14 protein-coding genes are annotated in these 17,837 nt (G+C 71.5%); 9 read left to right on the forward strand and 5 right to left on the reverse strand.

The annotated features are described in order from the left end of the window. Nucleotides 1–31: 31 nt before the first annotated feature. A complete protein-coding gene (locus IFY26_RS09745) occupies nucleotides 32–3,421 on the reverse strand; it encodes a hypothetical protein (protein WP_232548814.1) in 3,390 nt (1,129 codons plus the stop codon). A gap of 202 nt (nucleotides 3,422–3,623) precedes the next feature. On the opposite strand from IFY26_RS09745, the gene IFY26_RS09750 reads away from it, so the two are divergent. From IFY26_RS09750 to IFY26_RS09760, 3 genes are all read left to right on the forward strand, one after another. After that, a complete protein-coding gene (locus tag IFY26_RS09750; protein ID WP_232548815.1) occupies nucleotides 3,624–3,905 on the forward strand; it encodes a cell division protein SepF in 282 nt (93 codons plus the stop codon). Between the two features lie 336 nt (nucleotides 3,906–4,241). Next, nucleotides 4,242–4,958 (forward strand): transglycosylase family protein, encoded by a 717-nt coding sequence (locus tag IFY26_RS17860; protein ID WP_269779331.1) that lies wholly within the window; start codon nucleotides 4,242–4,244, stop codon nucleotides 4,956–4,958. A gap of 104 nt (nucleotides 4,959–5,062) precedes the next feature. Then, nucleotides 5,063–5,656 carry a DUF4870 domain-containing protein gene (locus IFY26_RS09760; RefSeq protein ID WP_232548816.1) on the forward strand — a complete coding sequence of 198 codons (594 nt, stop codon included), beginning with the start codon at nucleotides 5,063–5,065 and terminating at the stop codon, nucleotides 5,654–5,656. A 230-nt stretch (nucleotides 5,657–5,886) separates the two neighbouring features. Here the strand turns inward: IFY26_RS09760 and IFY26_RS09765 are convergent, their stop codons facing one another. Then, a complete protein-coding gene (locus tag IFY26_RS09765; protein WP_232548817.1) occupies nucleotides 5,887–6,834 on the reverse strand; it encodes a DNA-3-methyladenine glycosylase family protein in 948 nt (315 codons plus the stop codon). 94 nt (nucleotides 6,835–6,928) lie between these two features. Between IFY26_RS09765 and IFY26_RS09770 the strand changes: the two genes are divergently transcribed. The 5 genes from IFY26_RS09770 to amaB all read left to right on the forward strand — a co-directional run bounded on the left by IFY26_RS09770 (nucleotide 6,929) and on the right by amaB (nucleotide 12,981). Continuing rightward, complete coding sequence (locus IFY26_RS09770) at nucleotides 6,929–7,477, forward strand: NADPH-dependent FMN reductase (protein WP_232548818.1); 549 nt, start codon at nucleotides 6,929–6,931, stop codon at nucleotides 7,475–7,477. Nucleotides 7,478–7,541: 64 nt separating this feature from the next. Further along, the gene (locus tag IFY26_RS09775; RefSeq protein ID WP_232548819.1) at nucleotides 7,542–8,375 is read left to right on the forward strand and encodes an aldo/keto reductase; all 834 of its coding nucleotides are present in this window, start codon (nucleotides 7,542–7,544) and stop codon (nucleotides 8,373–8,375) included. A gap of 281 nt (nucleotides 8,376–8,656) precedes the next feature. Beyond that, on the forward strand, nucleotides 8,657–9,970 hold the full coding sequence (gene lat, locus IFY26_RS09780) for an L-lysine 6-transaminase (RefSeq protein ID WP_232548820.1): 1,314 nt from the start codon (nucleotides 8,657–8,659) through the stop codon (nucleotides 9,968–9,970). 11 nt (nucleotides 9,971–9,981) lie between these two features. Further along, complete coding sequence (hglS, locus tag IFY26_RS09785) at nucleotides 9,982–11,373, forward strand: 2-oxoadipate dioxygenase/decarboxylase (RefSeq protein ID WP_232548821.1); 1,392 nt, start codon at nucleotides 9,982–9,984, stop codon at nucleotides 11,371–11,373. After that, nucleotides 11,374–12,981 (forward strand): L-piperidine-6-carboxylate dehydrogenase, encoded by a 1,608-nt coding sequence (gene amaB, locus IFY26_RS09790; RefSeq protein ID WP_232548822.1) that lies wholly within the window; start codon nucleotides 11,374–11,376, stop codon nucleotides 12,979–12,981. 52 nt (nucleotides 12,982–13,033) lie between these two features. On the opposite strand, the gene IFY26_RS09795 is transcribed toward amaB, so the two are convergent. Genes IFY26_RS09795 through IFY26_RS09805 form a run of 3 tightly spaced genes read right to left on the reverse strand, consistent with a single transcriptional unit; the run spans nucleotide 13,034 to nucleotide 16,175 of the window. Next, entirely contained in the window at nucleotides 13,034–13,351 is a 318-nt protein-coding gene (locus IFY26_RS09795) for a Rieske (2Fe-2S) protein (protein ID WP_232548823.1), read from the reverse strand. Beyond that, nucleotides 13,348–15,828 (reverse strand): nitrite reductase large subunit NirB, encoded by a 2,481-nt coding sequence (gene nirB, locus IFY26_RS09800; protein WP_232548824.1) that lies wholly within the window; start codon nucleotides 15,826–15,828, stop codon nucleotides 13,348–13,350. Before nirB ends, IFY26_RS09795 begins: the two co-directional genes overlap by 4 nt. After that, on the reverse strand, nucleotides 15,828–16,175 hold the full coding sequence (locus tag IFY26_RS09805; protein ID WP_232548825.1) for a hypothetical protein: 348 nt from the start codon (nucleotides 16,173–16,175) through the stop codon (nucleotides 15,828–15,830). The genes nirB and IFY26_RS09805 overlap by 1 nt, the downstream gene beginning before the upstream one ends. A 185-nt stretch (nucleotides 16,176–16,360) precedes the next feature. Between IFY26_RS09805 and IFY26_RS09810 the strand changes: the two genes are divergently transcribed. After that, nucleotides 16,361–17,830, forward strand: coding sequence for a DUF1593 domain-containing protein (locus IFY26_RS09810; RefSeq protein WP_232548826.1), 1,470 nt, complete (start codon nucleotides 16,361–16,363; stop codon nucleotides 17,828–17,830). Nucleotides 17,831–17,837 lie beyond the last annotated feature (7 nt).

Raw genomic sequence — 17,837 nt, forward strand, 5'->3', positions numbered from 1 at the left:
GCTGAAAGCTAACGAGACGCCGGAACGGGGCTCACAAGGGCTGGCGACCCAGGGTGCCGACGAGTCGCTGACGGTAGTCCGAGGACTGCCGGTCGGCCAGGAACGCGCGGGTGTCCTCGAGCCGTTCGGCGAGCCCGAGCCGCTCGGCGGCCTCCTCGTTGTCGGGGTTCTCGAGGAAATCCTCGAGCGCCCCCACGGCCCGGTCGGAGCGACGGACGTCCTCGGCCTGCTTGGCGTCCAGCCGCGCGGCGTACCAGTCGCTGGACGCGATGGCGTCGCGCTCGAACTGGGCCCGGAAGGCGTCGTCGGCGAGCGTGAGACCGTCCGCCGTCGCCCCGTTCGCCATCACCTCGAGCAGCGCCCGCAGCGGCGGGATCGCAAACTCGACGGTTCCGTCATCGAAGTAGGCGCGCGCGACCCGCTCGTGGGTCTTCACGATCGTGGCCATCGATTCGGCGAAGGTGTCGACGTCCTGCAGCTCCGGCTGCAGCATCTCCGGGGTGAAGACGACGTTGGGGTGCAGGAAGATGCGCCCGAAGTAGGTCGTCGCGAACGCCTCGTTCATGCGGTAGCCCAAGCGGCTCGCCGCGACGGTCGCCCCCTGGTGCTCGAAGTCCGTCAGGCGCTCGAGGAAACCGTGCTCGATGAGGTTGGCGGCCGTCCGCTCCTGGGGTGTCATGCGGCTGAACAGCTCGGGCACGAGCATCGAGAAGTCGTGGTCGATGCGCATCTTCGGGCCGATGTACCCCGCGGAGCTGAGCCAGCCGTCATAGCCGGTCAGCGCGAAGGACAGGAAGGCGGCGTTGAGGTCGAAGATGGCCGGCAACGCGTTGAACGGGGCCTTCGTCATGGCGCCCTCCGAGCCGGCGCCCGTCGTCGAGGGCGACTTGCCGGTCATCGAGCTGATGAACTCCATGAAGAGCTCCGGCAACTCCATGTAGTGCAGCGGGTTGTAGGTGCACAACGGCGGGACGCCCGGCTCGGCCGGGTTGTTCCGACGCCCGGCGGCCACCACGTCCACCGGTGCCGGGCAGGGCTCCGAGGTCGGACGCCGCAGACCCATCGCCAGCGACGTGACGGCGCTCGCCGTGCCCGTGGGGTCGGTGAGGTCGGGCCGCGTCTGCAGGTAGCGCGGGTTCTTCGAGCGCTGGCCGTTCACCAGCCGCGGGTTGGCCGAGCACACGAAGTAGGTGGGCCCCTCACCCTCCGGGCGGTTCGCGACGTCGGCGATCAGGTCGGCCATGGGCTCGGTGAACTCGCTGAACGCCTGCACGTCCTGCACCATCGCCCGCGCGTCGTCGGACGTCAGCGGCTGGAAGTTCGAGATGAACGTCCCCGGCTCCGCCATGTCCTTCTCGGTCTGCTTGTCGTAGCCGCGGTGGATCGCGTCGTCGGGGCGCTGGAACAGCTTCATCTCGCAGTTCTGCAACACCTTGCGCGGGCGGTCGGACGCCGAGGCGTCCACGGTCGACACCGAGCCCGCGGGCACCACGACGGACGCCGTGATGTCGTCCTCGGTCTGCACCTTGTACGCAGCCGAGAAGTCCGGCCGCAGGCTGAACAGGCGCCAGCTGCCGTCGGCCTCGAAGCCGACGCGCAGGTAGTTCGCGACGATCTCCTCCCCGTCCAGCCGCAGGGCGTTGCCCTCGCGTCCGTTGAGCATCCGCACGCTGAAGTGCTCGCGCCAGTCCTCACCCCACTCGGGCCGGTGGAACCGCTTGACCGTGAACAACAGCTCCTTGATGTGCGCGGGGATGCGCTCGAGACGCTTGTTGTGCGCGTCGGAGAACGCGGACGACGGCGTCATCAGCTTGATGACCGAGCCCAGGCTCCGCTCGGTGCTGAGGACGCCGCGGTGGTCGACGCCGTTGGCGGCCGCATCGGCGAAGCGCTGCGAGTAGTCCCGGTCGATGAGGGCCTGGACGGCGTCCATGTCCTCCTCGAAGTCGGACACGAAGCTGGTGCCGAACACGAACGCGTCGAGGATGGACTTGCTGATCTCGCTCTTGCCGCCGCCGGAGACCGTGGCCGGCTTGTGGCAGTGCGTCGGGCTGGGCGTGGTGCCGACGAGGTGCCAACTCGTCTTGTCCGTCTCCCGGTGCTTGGCGTGGATGCGGTAACCGTTCGGCAACAGGTAGTGGTGATTGGCGAGCAGCGGGATCTGACCGGCGCCCTCGGCCGTGTCCCAGCTGATCGTCTGGTCGCCCATGGAGAAGGTCGCCCGCGCGGGCACGATGGTGATGTGCGGCCAGTGCGCGTCCAGCGCGTGTCCTTCGGGCTGGAGCTGGAACCGCTCCGGATCCCGCGCCACGACGTCGGCGACCGTGTAGTCCTCGGGCGTGCGGTCGTCGGTCCAGGTCGTCCCCAGGTTGTAGGCCGGGAAGCACAGGGCACCGCCGGCGTGCTCCTCCTCCGCCGCACCCAGCAGGTTCGCGGAGTAGGAGATCTGGGTCTTGACCTCCTTCTTGCAGTAGCCGAAGTAGTTGTCGGCGATCACGGTCGCGATGACGCCGCGCTCGTCGCGGATGCACAGCTTGAACGCGCTGCCGTTGTTGTAGAGCTCGTCCTCGGACTCCCAGCACTGCCCGTCGCGCTGCTGGCGCTCGGTGGCCTCGCTGACGTGCGGCAGGCCCAGCTCCTTCTTGGTGAGCTTCGTCAGGTGCGGGGCGAGCACGACCAGGCCGGTGTGGCCGGTCCAGTGCCGGGGGTCGAGGGAGGCGTCGTTCTCGGGGAGGTAGGGATCCCCGGCGTTGCCGAAGATCGCCTCGACGAAGTCGAGGTTGGAGACCAGGCCGCCGGGCACGATGAACCGCACCTCGAGGCGACGCTCGTGCATGACCCCGGGCACCTCGGGTTGCACCAGGGGGCGCAGCAGCAGGGAGACGAAACACTCGGCCGGCTGGTCGGTGGCGGACGTCCAGGGCAGGCGCATCCACTCGGCGGGGGCGTCGAAGGCGGCCTCGAAGATGCGCGAGGCGGCGTCCTTGCTGACGGCGATCTTGTCGTCGGGGATCGGCAGGCCGCCCTCGGCGATGTGGAAGACGCCGGCCGTGGTGCGGCGGTCGTTGGCCGGGTTGTGGAGGACGCCGTTCACGAGGCGGTAGCTGGAGAGCAGGCTGGAGTTGAACTCGTCGGCGTCCAGGGGCAGGGACAGCTCGCGCGCCAGGCCCGGCTGGTCGAGCACGAGGGTGCGGCGGGGCAGCTGGGGCGAGCCGGAGGCGTCCGCCAGGTAGTCGTCGAGGAAGTGCTGGATGCGGCCGTCGGTGGGGGAGAGTCGCTCGGAGAGGCGCCGGGCCATCTCGCGCTGGCGGGCCAGCAACGGGGCCACGACGTGCTGACCCTCGTCCCCCTCGGCGTTCACCGGCGACTGGCCGATGAGGGCGAGGCGGAGGTTCAGGGCGGCGGTGGAAGCAGAGCTCATGCGTCCATCCTCCCTTCTCGGCGCCGGCTCCGGGCACCGTTGGGCGGATTGTCATCGAACAGTCACACGGGACGCGGCACCGATGCCGCGAGCCGCGCGGCACCGGTGGTGCCGGGCGGGGCGACGGGTCTGGGAGGATGGACGCGTGCCCGGGCCGGCAGGCCGCGGGTGGGGGCCGGAAACAGAGCAGGCGAGGAGAGGCATGGCGGACGGACGCAGCATCGTGGTGTTCCACCCGACGTCGTACCGGGATTCGCGCCCCATCGGGGAGCGGTTCCGCGACGGCGACGTCGTCCTGTGCGACCTGAGCTGGTTGGAGCCCGACGAGGCGCACCGCCTGGTGGACTTCGTCGCCGGGCTGGTGTTCGGCCTCGGCGGCAACATCGACAAGGTGACCGCGCACGTGCTCGTCCTGGCGCCCCCGGGGGTGACCGTGCTGGACGACGCCGAGCACCTCACGGGCTCCTTCTACAACCAGAGCTGACCGACGCGGGGGAGCCCTGAGTCCTTTCCTGAGAAAATTCCCCAGCGGTGCTCGGCATGCCGGCCGAGCGGAGCAGGTGGGACGAGGGCGTGGCCCGGCCGTGGCAGGGGGCTGTGGCTAGGGGCTGTGATGGGAGCGGGGGTTGGCTGCTGACGCCCCGGGTGTCGAGGAGGCCCGGATTGCCTGAGAGATTCTTGGCGAACTCTTGCATCGCGTCGCCCGGCCCCGTACCGTCAGCGGAAACCCCCGCGACCGTGTGCCCCCGCACCGCAGCAGCCGCCGGACCGGGACTGCAGGGACGCACCGGAGCGGGACCTCGACGGAAGGATGACGACGATGAGCATGCGCAGGTTCGTGACCCGCACCACCGTGACCGCCGCGGCGACGGGCGGGCTGGTGTTGGGCGGCATGGTGGCCGCCCCCAGCGCGCAAGCATTCGACCTGGCGGTGTGGGATCGGGTGGCCCAGTGCGAGTCGACCGGCAACTGGGCCATCAACACGGGCAACGGCTACTACGGCGGGCTCCAGTTCTCGGCGTCGACCTGGCGCGCCTACGGCGGCGCCGAGTACGCGTCCTACGCCCACCAGGCGAGCAAGGCCCAGCAGATCGCGATCGCGCGGCGCACGCTGGCCGCGCAGGGGCCGGGGGCCTGGCCGACCTGTTCGCGACGCGCCGGCCTGACGCGTGACAACGGTGGGGCCGACCGCAACGCGGTGCCGGTCGACTCCGGCAGCGCGCCCAGCCGGGGCGTCGACCGCCCCCCGGTGCCTGCACCGGCCCCGGCGCCGGCCACCGGCAAGCTCGCCGAGGACGGCAAGCTCGGCCCGGCGACCACCCGGGCGCTGCAGCGGTGGGTGGGCGCGAGCCCGGACGGCCGGTGGGGTCCGGCGACCACGCGGGCCCTCCAGGCGAAGGTCGGCGCGCGCGTCGACGGACGCCGCGGGCCCGAGACCACCCGCAAGACCCAGGCGTTGATCGGCCACCCGCAGACCGGCGTGTGGGGGTCGAGCACCACCCTGGCCCTGCAGCGCTACCTCAACCAGCAGGGCTGACCCGGACGCCCGCGGTGGCGGGCGGCATCAGGGCCGCCCGGAGCGATCCCTGAAAGCGGGCCCACCCCCTGTTGGCTCGACAGGGGGTGGGGGAGGATCGAGCCATGACGCAGTCACAGCCCCACCCGCACGACCCGCAATCGCCCGATCCGGAACACGGCCAGCAGCGGCGCCCGTCGGCGCAGACCGCCTGGCAGAATCCCGCGGACGCGCCGCCCCCGTTCCCGCAGCCGCAGTACACGCAGCCGCAGTCGACGCAGCCCCCGTTCGCGGCGGGGCACCCGGGCAACCTGTACGCGGGGCGTCCGCAGGGTCAGGTGCCCCTGGCGGGGCGCCAGCCGATCGACGCCCAGGAGCGGACGTGGGCCGTGGTCGCCCACCTGTCCTCGGTGATCGCCTGGGCGGTCTCGGCGGGCTGGCTCAGCTTCGTCGGCCCGCTCGTCATCTACCTGCTGCAGAAGGACCGCTCGCGATTCGTTCGCAACGCCTCGTCGGGGGCGTTCAACTTTGCGGTGAGCATGGCGATCGTGTCGATCCTCGGGTGGATCCTCACGTTCACGTTCGTGGGCGCGGTGATCGGCATCCCGATGATCGTGGTCGGCGGCCTGGGATCCCTGGTGCTCGGCATCATCGGCGCCCTCCGCGCCGCCAAGGACGAGCCCTACACCTACCCCCTGCAGATCCGCATCCTCTCCTGACCGCCCCTGGCGGCCGCGACACGCTCGCTTGTGTCTCAAACTCCAGGTTCGGTAGCGGAGTTTGAGACCCAAACCGGAGTGTGAGCCTGGAGGCGCGCGACGCAGGACCGCAGGCGCGTCGACAACCCATGCACGTGCCCGCGTTGTCGACGCGGCGCCCCGGATCTGTGTCGACAACCCATGCACGTGCCCGCGTTGTCGACGCCGGCCGGGCGAGCGTCGTCACTCCCTCAGCGCGGTAGATGCGTGCGCGGCGCCATCCGGGCACCGTGGCGCGGGTGGTGGTGGCCCGCGAGCTCCAGCAAGCGCTGCACCCGGTACCGCTGACCCCGGTACGGCTCCAGCAGTTCGAGCAGGGCGTCGTCGTCGATCTGCTCCCCGATGAGCGCCCAGCCGATGTTCCGCGCCACGTGGTAATCGCCGAAGGCCACGGCGTCCGGATCGCCGTGGGCGCGGGAACGGACCTCCGCCGACGTCCACACCCCGATGCCCGGCACCGTCCGCAGCCGGGCATCGGCGGCGCTGAACGAGCCGGCCAGCGTCCGCTCCAGCCCGGCGCTCACGGACGCCGCCCGCAGCACGGTGGTGCTCCGCGCATGATCGATGCCGAGGCGGAGCCACTCCCAACTCGGAATGTGCCGCAGCTCCTCGGGCGTCGGGGGGAGCCACAGGTCGATCTCCTCCGGAGCCCCGGGCGCGTGCGTCCCGAAGCGGCGCACCAGCCGCCGAAAACCGGCGAACGCCTCCTGGCCCGTCACCTTCTGCTCGATCACCGCAGGCACGAGCGCGGCCATCACGACCCCGCCCCGGCCGACGCGAAAGTGCGGGTGTGCCCGGTGCGCCGCGACGAGCAGCGGATGCCGCGGCGTGAAGCCCGTCGGGTCGTCGTCCGCCCCCAGCATCGCCGGCACGTGCTCCAGCGCCCAAGCCGCGCCCTCACCCCAGGCGGACGCCTCCACGACGCCCTCGCTGCCCCGCACCCGGACGGCCAGCGTGGCCGCACCCTCCGGCGTCCGCAGGCCGCGCCAGTGGTGCCGGACGCCGTCGGCGCCGGTGATGCGGTACGTCGGGTCGCCGGCGCCGCGCCGCCACGTCGACCACACCTGCCCCACCGGGCAGGGCCACGCGGGCGTCCAGATCCGGGTGGCGACCATCAGCGCGCCACGGCCGCGTCGCACGGGGGGACCGTCATGCCCACCATTGTGGAACACCCCCCGACGCCCGCGCGAGCGGGTATGATTGAGACGTCAATCAAATCTGGGGGAGCAAAGCATGAAGATCGGGATCATCATCGGGTCGATCCGGGAGGGACGCGCGGGGGAGTCGGTGGGCGCCTGGGTGTTCGAGGACGCCGAGAAGCGCGAGGGTGCCTCCTACGAACTCATCGATCTGAAGGACTTCGACGTCCCCCTGTTGACCGACCCCCGCCACCCGATGTCGATGGGCAAGTCCTACGACGACGAGCGGGTGCAGGCGTGGAGCGACGCGATCGACGCCTGCGACGCCTACGTGTTCGTGACCCCGGAGTACAACCACGGTGTGCCGGGCGCCTTCAAGAACGCCGTCGACGTCCTCGGTGGGGAGTGGATGGGCAAGGCCGTCGCGTTCGTCGGCTACGGCTCGGTGGGCGGCGTCCGCGCCATCGAGAACTGGCGCACCGTGCTCGCCAACTTCCAGATGTACGACGTGCGCCCCGAGGTGAACCTGAACCTGTTCACCGACTTCACCGACGGGCAGGCCACCCCCGACCCTCGGCACCGTGAGAACCTGGCCGGACTCTTCGACGCCCTCGAGGAGGTCGGCGGACGCCTCGCGTCCTGACCCGAGCCGGGCGGGCCGTCTGCCCCCGCGGTGCGGGGGCGCCGGGCGGGGTTACATTGCAGGGGTGATCCCCACGCTGACCCTCGCCCACGGCACGCCGATCCCGCAGCTGGGGTTCGGCACATACAAGATCGATCCCGCGGACGCCGAACGGGCCGTCTCGATTGCGCTCGAGCTCGGCCATCGTCACGTCGACACCGCGGCCATGTACGGCAACGAGCGCGATGTCGGACGCGCGCTCGCGGCGTCCGGTCTACCTCGTGATGAATTGTTCGTCACGTCCAAGCTCGACAATCCCCACCACGCGCCGGACGCCGCCCGCGCGGCCTTCGAGCGCTCGCTGGACGACCTCGGCCTCGACGTGCTCGACCTGTACCTCATCCACTGGCCGCTCGCGGCGACCACGGATTACGTGGCGACGTGGGAGACCCTGGTGGAGCTGCAGCACTCGGGTCGCGTCCGCGAGGTGGGGGTCTCGAACTTCCAACCCGCCCACCTGCGGGCCGTCATCGACGCGACCGGCGTTGTGCCGGCCGTCAACCAGATCGAGATCAACCCCTACCTGACCCAGGAGCCCCTGCGTGCGCTGCACGCCGAGCGCGGCATCGTCACGCAGGCCTGGTCGCCGCTGGCGCGCGGCCGGGTGTTGGACGATCCGGTGGTGCGGCGGGTCGCCGACGCATGCGGGCGGACGCCCTCCCAGGTCGTCCTGCGGTGGCACCTGCAGCGCGGCGACGTCGTGTTCCCCAAGTCGACGCACCGCGAGCGCATTGCGGAGAACCTGGACGTCTTCGGCTTCGAGCTGGACGCCGAGGCGATGGCCTCGATCGACGCCCTCAACCGCGACGAACGCAGCGGCAGCGACCCCGACGTCGTCGAGCTGGGCCGGGGGCGCTGACACACGGGCCAGCCACTTCGCTCCCCGGCCATAGCGGTGCTCTCGTTCCACGGCACCTCGCTCCCCGGCCGTAGCGGCCCCCTTCGTGCACGAGGAGCCCCGCTACGGCCGGGGAGCGCAGTGCCTCGAGGTGGCCGCCCCGTCACCCCCAGCCCCGCCACCCCCGGGCAGCCCGGCGCCCCGGGTGCCCAGCGCCCACCCCCGCACCCCGGTGGAAATATTGGCCCGATGCCGTCGCGAAACGGTTGATCATTGCGTCAGAACGCCGCTACTGTGAACAAATGCTCGCACCGATCGCTGCTGACCGGGTTCACGAAACACTGGGTCGCCACCTGCTCATCGACGGCATGCCGTTGGTCCTCGATCTCACGGCCTCGCACGGCACCACCCTGGTGGACGCCGAGACGGGCACGGAGTTCCTCGACATGTTCACGTTCTTCGCGTCCAATGCCCTCGGCATGAACCACCCGGCGTTGGCGCAGGACGAGACGTTCCGCGACGAGCTGCTCGAGGCGTCGCTCAACAAGCCGAGCAACTCCGACATCTACACCGTCGCGATGGCCCGGTTCGTGGAGACCTTCGCCCGCGTGATGGGTGACCCCGGGCTGCCGCACTACTTCTTCATCGAGGGTGGGTCGCTCGCGGTGGAGAACGCGCTCAAGACGGCGTTCGACTGGAAGTCCCGCCACAACGAGGCCCACGGCCGCGATCCCGAGCTCGGCACGCAGATCATGCACCTCACCGAGGCGTTCCACGGCCGCTCGGGCTACACGATGAGCCTCACCAACACCGACCCGAACAAGATCGCCCGCTTCCCGAAGTTCGCCTGGCCGCGCATCGACACCCCCTACTGCGCCGACGGCCGCGACATGGACGCCGTCGAGGCCGCCACGCTCGCCCAGGCGGCTGCCGCCTTCGAAGCCCACCCGCACGACATCGCCGCGTTCATCATGGAGCCCATCCAGGGCGAGGGCGGTGACCACCGCTTCCGGCCGGAGTTCCTGCAGCGGATGAAGGCGCTCTGCCACGAGCACGACGCCCTGTTCATCCTCGACGAGGTGCAGACCGGTGGCGGCATGACCGGGACGCCCTGGGCCTACCAGCAGCTCGGCGTCACCCCGGACGTGATGAGTTTCGGCAAGAAGCTGCAGGTCTGCGGCATCACCGCCGGCGGACGCCTCGACGAGGTGCGTGACAATGTCTTCGCCGTGCCCAGCCGCATCAACTCCACCTGGGGCGGCAACCTGGCCGACATGGTGCGCTCGCGGCGCATCCTCGAGGTCATCGAGGCCGATCACCTCATGGAGCGCGCCCGCACCGAGGGCGTCCACCTGCTCGGACGCCTGCGCGAGCTCCAGGCGCGGCACGCCGGCGTCACCAACGCCCGCGGGCTGGGCCTCATGTGCGCGATCTCCCTGCCCGACACCGCGACCCGCGACGAGGCCATCCGCCGCCTGCAGACCGACGAGCGCGTCCTGATGCTCGGCTGCGGACGCCGCTCGCTGCGGCTCCGTCCGCCGCTCACCGTGACCCGGGCGGCGCTCAACCACGCGCTCGACGCCCTCGACCGCGTCCTGACCGCCATGGACCGGTGAGGAGGCCCGCCATGTACGACACCCACGCGCTGCGCGCCGCGTTCGCCCGCTCGCTCTCGGCGATGTACGGCACCGAGGTGCCGGCCTACACGACCCTCGTGGAGGTCTCGACGGCGGTGAACTCCGATCACCTCGGCGCCCACCCCGACACCGCCGAACGCCTCGGCCGCATCGATCGCGTCACGGCTGAACGCCACGGTGCCATCCGCGTCGGCACGGCGTCCGAGCTGCGCCGGGTCGCCCAGGTGTTTGCCGCCCTGGGCATGGAGCCCGTCGGCTTCTACGACCTGCGCGGGGACGCCGCGACCTCGCTCCCGATCGTGTCCACCGCCTTCCGCCCGACGACGCCGGAGGCCCTGGCGATCAACCCGTTCCGGGTGTTCACCTCGGTGCTCGTCACCGACGACCGGCGCTACTTCGACGCCAAGCTCACCGACGAGCTGGACGCCTTCCTCGGCTGCCGTGAGCTCTTCGACGACGCCGTGGTCGAGCTCGCGGCCCGCGCTGAGGCCGACGGCGGGTTGCCGGACGCCGACGCCGAGGAATTCCTCCGGCGCGCCACGGCGTGCTTCGAGCTCTCCGACGAGCCGGTCGACCGCCGCTGGTACGACAAGCTCGCCGAGATCTCCGGCGTGGCCGCCGACATCGGCGGCGTCACCACCACCCACATCAACCACCTGACGCCGCGCGTGCTCGACATCGACGACCTGTTCGCCCGCATGACGGCCCTCGGCATCACGATGATCGACGAGATCCAGGGCCCGCCGCGCTGGGAGGGCCCCGACGTGCTGCTGCGCCAGACCTCGTTCAAGGCCTTGGCCGAGCGGCGCCGCTTCCGCGAAGCGGACGGCACCGTCGTCGAGGGGACGCTGTCGGTGCGCTTCGGCGAGGTCGAGCAGCGCGGCATCGCGCTGACCCGCGCCGGGCGTGACCGCTACGACCGCATGCTCGCCGAGGTGGACGCCCGCTCCGCCGGCCTCTCTGGAGAGCAGCGCAACGACGTCAAGCTCGACGTGTGGCGCGCGCACCTGCCCGCGACCGAACAGGGGCTCGCCGACGCGGGGTTGGCGTTCTTCACCTACGCCCCCGCCCCCGGGGCGCGCTGGGACGCCGGGGGCGCGGCCACGCTGTCGGAGCTGGTCGCGTCCGGGGTGCTGGAGCGCACACCCATCGTCTACGAGGATTTCCTGCCCCGCTCGGCGGCGGGTATCTTCGCCTCCAACCTGGACTCCTCGGGCAGCCGGGACGCCTCGCGCGAAGGATCCGCGCGCGACGAGGCCTGGCTCGCCGAGGCCATGGGACGCCCCGTGCACGACCCCCTGGCGCTGTACGCCGCCCAGCAGGAGGCATCCATCGAGGCCGCCGCGGCCTCCCTGGGCACCACGATCATCAAGGAGAGCTGAATGCGGACCACCGCCGACCTGACCGCCCTGGCCCTCGGCGCCCTCGAGCGCCTGGGCGTCGACCCCGCGCGCACCACCCCGCTCGACGACCGGTCGGCCGGCCGGCCCGGCGACGCGGCGCACGGGCTCGTCGCGCGATCACCGATCACCGGCGGGGCGCTGTGCGGCGTCCGGGTCGACGATGCGGACGCCGTGGCCGCGGCCGTCGCGGCGGCGTCCGATGCCTTCGTCGCCTGGCGCGAGACCCCGGCGCCCCAGCGCGGCGCGGTCGTGAAGCGCCTCGGCGAGCTCCTCACCGAGCACAACGAGGATCTGGCCGCGCTCGTCACCATCGAGGCCGGCAAGATCCACACCGAGGCGCTCGGCGAGGTGCAGGAGATGATCGACATCTGCGACTTCGCCGTCGGGCTCAGCCGCCAGCTCTACGGGCGCACGATGCCCTCGGAGCGCGCGGGCCACCGGCTGCAGGAGACGTGGCAGCCGCTCGGGGTGGTCGGGGTGATCTCGGCGTTCAACTTCCCCGTCGCCGTCTGGTCGTGGAACACCGCCATCGCGCTCGTGTGCGGCGACCCGGTGGTGTGGAAGCCCTCGGAACTCACCACGCTCTGCGCCCTCGGCTGCGACGCCCTGCTGCAGCGCGCGCTGCGCGAGCACGACGCTCCCGCCGGGCTCCACGCCGTGGTGCTCGGCGAGCGCGCGGTCGGTGAGGCCCTGGTGGACGACCCCCGCGTCGCCTTGGTGTCGGCGACCGGCTCGACGCGCATGGGCCGCGAGGTGGGCCCGCGGGTGGCGTCCCGCTTCGGCCGCTGCCTGTTGGAGCTGGGCGGCAACAACGCCGTGATCGTCACGCCGTCGGCCGACCTCGACCAGGCGGTCAGTTCGGTCGTGTTCGGCGCTGCGGGCACCGCGGGGCAGCGGTGCACGAGCACGCGGCGGCTGCTGGTGCACGCGTCCGTGGCCGACGAGGTGGTCGGACGCGTCGCGCGCGGCTTCGACTCCCTGCCGGCCGGCGACCCGTTCGACGACGGCGTCCTGCTTGGCCCGCTGATCCACGACGCGTCGTTCGATGCGATGCAGGCCGCGCTCGACCGGGCGCGCGCCCAGGGTGGGGAGGTCATCACGGGTGGGGAGCGCATCGTGCCGGGGAACCAGCCGGACGCCGGCGCCGACGCAGAGGCAGAAGCAGAGACCGGCGCGGACGCGGGCGGCGTCTGGGTACGCCCCGCGCTGGTGCGGCTGCCGGCGCAGGACGGCGTCATGCTGGCCGAGACGTTCGCGCCAATCCTGTATGTCGTCACCTACGAGGACTTCGACGAGGCCCTGGCGCTGCACAACGCCGTCCCCCAGGGGCTCTCGGGCGGGCTGTTCAGCAACGACGTCCGCGAGGCCGAGCGCTATCTGGGGGCCTCCGGCGCGGACACCGGCATCGCGAACGTGAACGCCGGCACCTCGGGCGCCGAGATCGGCGGCGCGTTCGGTGGGGAGAAGGAGACCGGCGGCGGGCGCGAGTCCGGCTCGGATGCCTGGCGCGCCTACATGCGGCGTGCGACCAACACGATCAACTTCTCCGGGTCGGTGCAGCTCGCCCAGGGTGTCGACTTCGGCTGACCCGGCCCCGTCACCCCGGGTCGGCGCGGCGTCACTTCAGGTCGGCGCGGCGTCATTCCGGAACCGTGACGACGACCCGGCCGTCCTCGACGCGCGCGTCGAACCGGGGCAGGCGGAAGTCGCCGTTCACGCACGCGCCGGTGGCGAGGTCGTAGCCGAAGGCGTGCAGCGGGCACCACACGACCGCCTCGTCGCACTGGCCGTCCGCGATCGGGCCGCCGCGGTGGGGGCAGACCGCGCCGAGGGCGTGAACCGTGTCGTCGCGCATGCGGAACAGCGCGAGCTGCTCGTCGGCCACCACATACGTGCGGCCCTCCTCGATGGCCAGGTCACCCAGGGCGCAGACGTCGATCTCGATGGCGTCGCTCATGCGTCACCGCCCCGCACCGGCACGAGCGGCAGCGCCACGAGCGGCAGCGCGGTGCGGAACTGGCCCGGCGTGGCGGGGGCGTCCCGGTCGAGCCACGGGTCGGCGTAATTGTCCACCGACTCCTGGAGCCGTTCGTCCAGCCCGGCGCACACCCCGTCGCGGTCGGCCACGAGGATGGCCTGCAGCTCCTCCAGCCCCAAGCGCGGCACGAACGTGTAGGTGCGCTCCAGCCACTTCGCGTTCTCCCGGTAGTACTGGATGAAGCGCCCGGCGAGCAGGATGGCCTCCTCGCGCGAGTCGACGGTGACGAACAGGTCGCCCTTGCGGATGTGGGCGCCCGCGGCGCCGCCGATCCACAGCTCCCATCGGCCGCCCTCGACGGCGACGACGCCCACGTCCTTCACCAAGCTCTCCGCGCAGTTGCGCGGGCAGCCCGACACGGCCAGCTTGATCTTGGCCGGCGACTCGAGGCCCTGGAAGCGGGTCTCCATGTCGATGCCGAGGCTGGTCGAGTCGCCGGTGCCGAAGCGGCAGAACTCCTGGCCCACGCACGTCTTCACCGTCCGGAACGACTTGCCGTAGGCATAGCCGCTCGGCATGTCGAGGTCGGCCCACACCTTCGGCAGGTCCTCCTTGCGGATGCCCAGCAGGTCGATCCGTTGACCACCGGTGAGCTTCACCATCGGCACGTCGTACTTCTCGGCGACGTCGGCGATGCGGCGAAGCTGCTCCGGCGACGTGACGCCGCCCTTCAGCTGGGGCACCACCGAGAACGTGCCGTCCTTCTGGATGTTGGCGTGCACCCGGTCGTTGATGAAGCGCGCGTCGCGCTCGTCCACGTAGTCGGGCCCCCACATCATCTTCAACAGGGACGCCAGCCCCATCTTCGAGCGGGCGTCCGGCTGGCCGTCCGGGGCCAGCGCGGCGAACACCGACGACACCGAGCGCAGGTTCTGCTCCCGGATCGCCGCCATCAGCTCCGGCTTGCCCATCGGGACGCCCGGCACGTACCAGTTCGCGGAGGCGTCCACCGTGACGGCGTCGCCGGCGGCCCACGCGAGGATCGCGCAGACCTGCTCCTTGCACGACCCGCACCCCTTGCCGGCGCGGGTGGCGTCCATCACCGCACCCAGCGAGGTGCAGCCGTCGTGCACGGCCCCGACGATCGTGCCCTTGGTGACGCCGTTGCAGTTGCAGATCTGGGCATCGTCGGGCAGGTCGGCCACCGACTGCTCGGGCGTGGTGCCCAGGTCGAACAGCAGCTCGGCGCGGGTCTCGGGCAGGTCGAGGCCCTGGTCGAACGCGCGGGTGAGGAACGGGACGCGGCTGGCGTCGCCGAGCATGGTGGCGCCGATCACCTTGTTCTCACGGACGATGACCGACTTGTACACCCCACGCTTCGGCTCGGAGAACACCATCTGCTCGTCCCCCTCGCGCTCGGGGGTTCGGACGCCCATGGAGGCCAGGTCGATGCCGGCGACCTTGAGCTTCGTCGTCGTCTTCGTGCCGCTGTAGCGGGCGGACGGGTCGGTGCCGGTGATGTTCGCGGCGAGCACCGCGCCCTGCTCCCACAGGGGCGCGACCAGCCCGTACACCTCGCCGCGGTGCTGGACGCACTCGCCGACGGCGTACACGTCGTCGTCGTCCACGGTGCGCATCAGGTCGTCCACCACGATCGCGCGGGCGACGGTGAAGCCCGAGATGAGCGCGACGGACGTCTCGGGTCGGATGCCGGCGGTGACGACCACCATGTCGCACGGAATCGGATCCTGGCCCTCCACCTGCACGGCCTGGATGCCGACGCGGGGCACGTAGTCGACCGCCACGGTGCGCGCGTTGGTGATCACCCTGATGCCCATGTTCTGCAGGATGCCGGCGAGCACCTCGCCGCCCGCGGCGTCCAGCTGTTGGTTCATGATCGTCGCCGAGCGCTGCAGCACCGTGACCTCGGTGCCCTGCTTGTGCAGCCCGTGGGCGGCCTCGAGCCCGAGCAGGCCGCCGCCGATCACGACCGCGCGGCGCTCGCCGCCGCGCGCGTGCTCGAGCATGGCGCGGGTGTCCTCGATGGTGCGGAAGCCGAAGACGCCCGAGCGCAGCTCGGAGTAGCGGTCGCGGATGCCCGGGATGTCGGGGATGAACGACCGGCTCCCGGTCGCGATGATGAGTTTGTCGTAGCGCGTCTCGGAGCCGTCGTCGGCGTAGACGACCTTGGCGAAACGGTCGATCCGCTTGGCCCGGACGCCGGCGTGCAACGTGATGCCGTTCGCCGCGTACCACGCCAGCGAGTTGAGGAAGATCGAGTCGAAGTCCTCCTCGCCCGCGAGCACGTGGGAGAGCGCGATGCGGTTGTAGTTGCCGTGCGGCTCCTCGCCGAACATGGTGATGTCGAACAGGTCCGGCGCGCGCGTCAGGATCTCCTCGACCGTCCGGGCCCCGGCCATGCCGTTGCCGATGACGACGAGCCGCTGGCGCTCCATCAGTACTCCACCAGGCCCAGGTCGACGACGACGGCGCCGCTCACCCCCGCCGGGGCGGCGAGCTGGAGCTCCAGGACGGAGTCGCCCATCACGTCCTCGACCACGCGCAGCGGCACGTGGGTGTCCGCCTTCGCGCCGATGGGGAAGTAGCGCATGGGCTCACCGTCCTTCAGCAGCACGGCGAGCACGAGCTCGTCGGTGCTGTTGCCGCCGCGGAAGTACAGCGCCTGGGCCGTCGATCCCCCCGCCACGGTGTGGGTCAGCGGGGGATTAGCGGGGGCGGGGGCGTCCAGGCCGGCACCGGTGACGGTGCGCACGCCCTGGAGGAAGACGTTGGTCGATTCCATGCGGTTCATCGTGCTGGGTACGCGTTACGCGGCGGGGGCGTCCGTGTTGTGTGCGTGTTACGGGCGGCTCACACCCCGCCGGCGCGGGGAGTGATGCCGCCCCGGACGAGGACGCGGCGCACCGGCGACCCGCGGCGGCTAGGCTCACTGGCGCACCCCTTAACCGCCGAGGAGAGGAACCCGCCGTGGCCCCGCCGCGCACCATCGTGACCACCGATCCCGAGCTCGACGACCTGAACTCGATGCTGCGGTTCCTGCTGTACAGCAACGAGGTCGAGATCCTTGGGCTGGTGTACGCGTCGAGCCGCTTCCACTACGCGGGCGATCCGGACGCCGGCGTCGCGCCCCACCGCTGGCCCGCCGAGGGTGACCGGCTGCACATCGACGAGGCGGTGGACGCCTACGCGCAGGTGTACGACCGGCTGCGCGTCCACGCCGAGGGCTACCCGAGCCCCGGCCACCTGCGCTCGCTGATCGCGATGGGCAACGTGGCGCAGGAGGGCGAGTACGCCACCGACACCCCGGGTTCGTTGCTGATCCGCGAGGCGCTGCTGGCCGACGACCCGCGGCGGCTGTTCGTGCAGGTGTGGGGCGGGCCGGCCACGCTGGCGTCCGCGCTGCGCTCGATCCAGACCGAGTTCGAGGGCACGGACGGCTGGGACGCCCTGCATGCGCGCATCAGCGCCGCCCTGGTGATCACCGCGTTCTGGGAGCAGGACGCGTCCTTCGCCGAGTACATCCGCCCGAACTGGCCCGCCGTGGAATTCCGGGACATGGCGACCATGGCCTGGGGGTACGGGACGCGGCGCAGCGTGCTCGCCGAGCACCACCACTACCTGGCACCGGACTGGACGCGGCAGAACGTCTCCGAGGTCGGCCCGATGGGGGCCGCCTACCGGGTCTGGGGCGACGGGAAGTTCATGGCACCGGGCGACACGGAGGACTACTTCGGCCACGCGGGGAAGACCGCCGATGAGTTGCGCGCGCAGGGTTATGAGGTCTGGATCGACCCCGAGCCGGCGGGGGCCTTCATTTCGGAAGGGGACTCCTCGACGTTCGCGCTGCTCGTCGACAACGGCCTGCGCGCCCACGAGGACCCGACGTGGGGCGGGTGGGGCGGGCGACAGGTGCGCAGCGACACCGACCCGCACACCTGGACGAACCACCTGGTTCTGGGCCCGCCGGACGCCGTGCCGGAGCCGCCGGCGGCGTCCCTGGACGCGGGGCCGGACGGCGAGCCGCGGCGGGACTACGCGGCGGCGCGCTGGTGGGAGTTCATCCAGCGCGACTTCGCGGCGCGGCTGCGCTGGAGCGTCACCGAACGGTACGCGGATGCCAACCACCATCCCGTCGTGGCGGTGCAGGGGGATCTTGACCGGACGGTGTCGGCCGGGGACGAGGTTCGGGTGGTCGCGGAGGCGTCCGACCCCGACGGCGATTCGCTGAGCGCGCGCTGGTGGCAGTACCGCGAAGCTGGCACCTACCCGGGCGAGGTGGCGCTGGAGAGCTCCTGGAGCGCGGCGGGGCTGAGTTGTTCGTTCGTGGTGCCGGACGACGCGCGGGCGGGGCAGACGATCCACGTGCTGCTGGAGGTGACCGACGTCGGCGCCCCGGCGCTCACGCGCTGGCAGCGCGTCGTGGTGACGATCGGCTGAGCCGCCC

The sequence above is a fragment of the Propioniciclava soli genome (genome assembly GCF_014858005.1).
Taxonomy (GTDB): Bacteria; Actinomycetota; Actinomycetes; order Propionibacteriales; family Propionibacteriaceae; genus Propioniciclava; species Propioniciclava soli.

Excerpts from the sequence above, each read along its gene's own strand:
- IFY26_RS09745 (WP_232548814.1), bottom strand. The coding sequence starts at position 3,421 with ATGAGCTCTGCTTCCACCGCCGCCCTGAACCTCCGCCTCGCCCTCATC.
- IFY26_RS09750 (WP_232548815.1), top strand. The coding sequence starts at position 3,624 with ATGGCGGACGGACGCAGCATCGTGGTGTTCCACCCGACGTCGTACCGG.
- IFY26_RS17860 (WP_269779331.1), top strand. The coding sequence starts at position 4,242 with ATGAGCATGCGCAGGTTCGTGACCCGCACCACCGTGACCGCCGCGGCG.
- IFY26_RS09760 (WP_232548816.1), top strand. The coding sequence starts at position 5,063 with ATGACGCAGTCACAGCCCCACCCGCACGACCCGCAATCGCCCGATCCG.
- IFY26_RS09770 (WP_232548818.1), top strand. The coding sequence starts at position 6,929 with ATGAAGATCGGGATCATCATCGGGTCGATCCGGGAGGGACGCGCGGGG.
- lat (WP_232548820.1), top strand. The coding sequence starts at position 8,657 with ATGCTCGCACCGATCGCTGCTGACCGGGTTCACGAAACACTGGGTCGC.
- hglS (WP_232548821.1), top strand. The coding sequence starts at position 9,982 with ATGTACGACACCCACGCGCTGCGCGCCGCGTTCGCCCGCTCGCTCTCG.
- amaB (WP_232548822.1), top strand. The coding sequence starts at position 11,374 with ATGCGGACCACCGCCGACCTGACCGCCCTGGCCCTCGGCGCCCTCGAG.
- IFY26_RS09795 (WP_232548823.1), bottom strand. The coding sequence starts at position 13,351 with ATGAGCGACGCCATCGAGATCGACGTCTGCGCCCTGGGTGACCTGGCC.
- nirB (WP_232548824.1), bottom strand. The coding sequence starts at position 15,828 with ATGGAGCGCCAGCGGCTCGTCGTCATCGGCAACGGCATGGCCGGGGCC.
- IFY26_RS09805 (WP_232548825.1), bottom strand. The coding sequence starts at position 16,175 with ATGGAATCGACCAACGTCTTCCTCCAGGGCGTGCGCACCGTCACCGGT.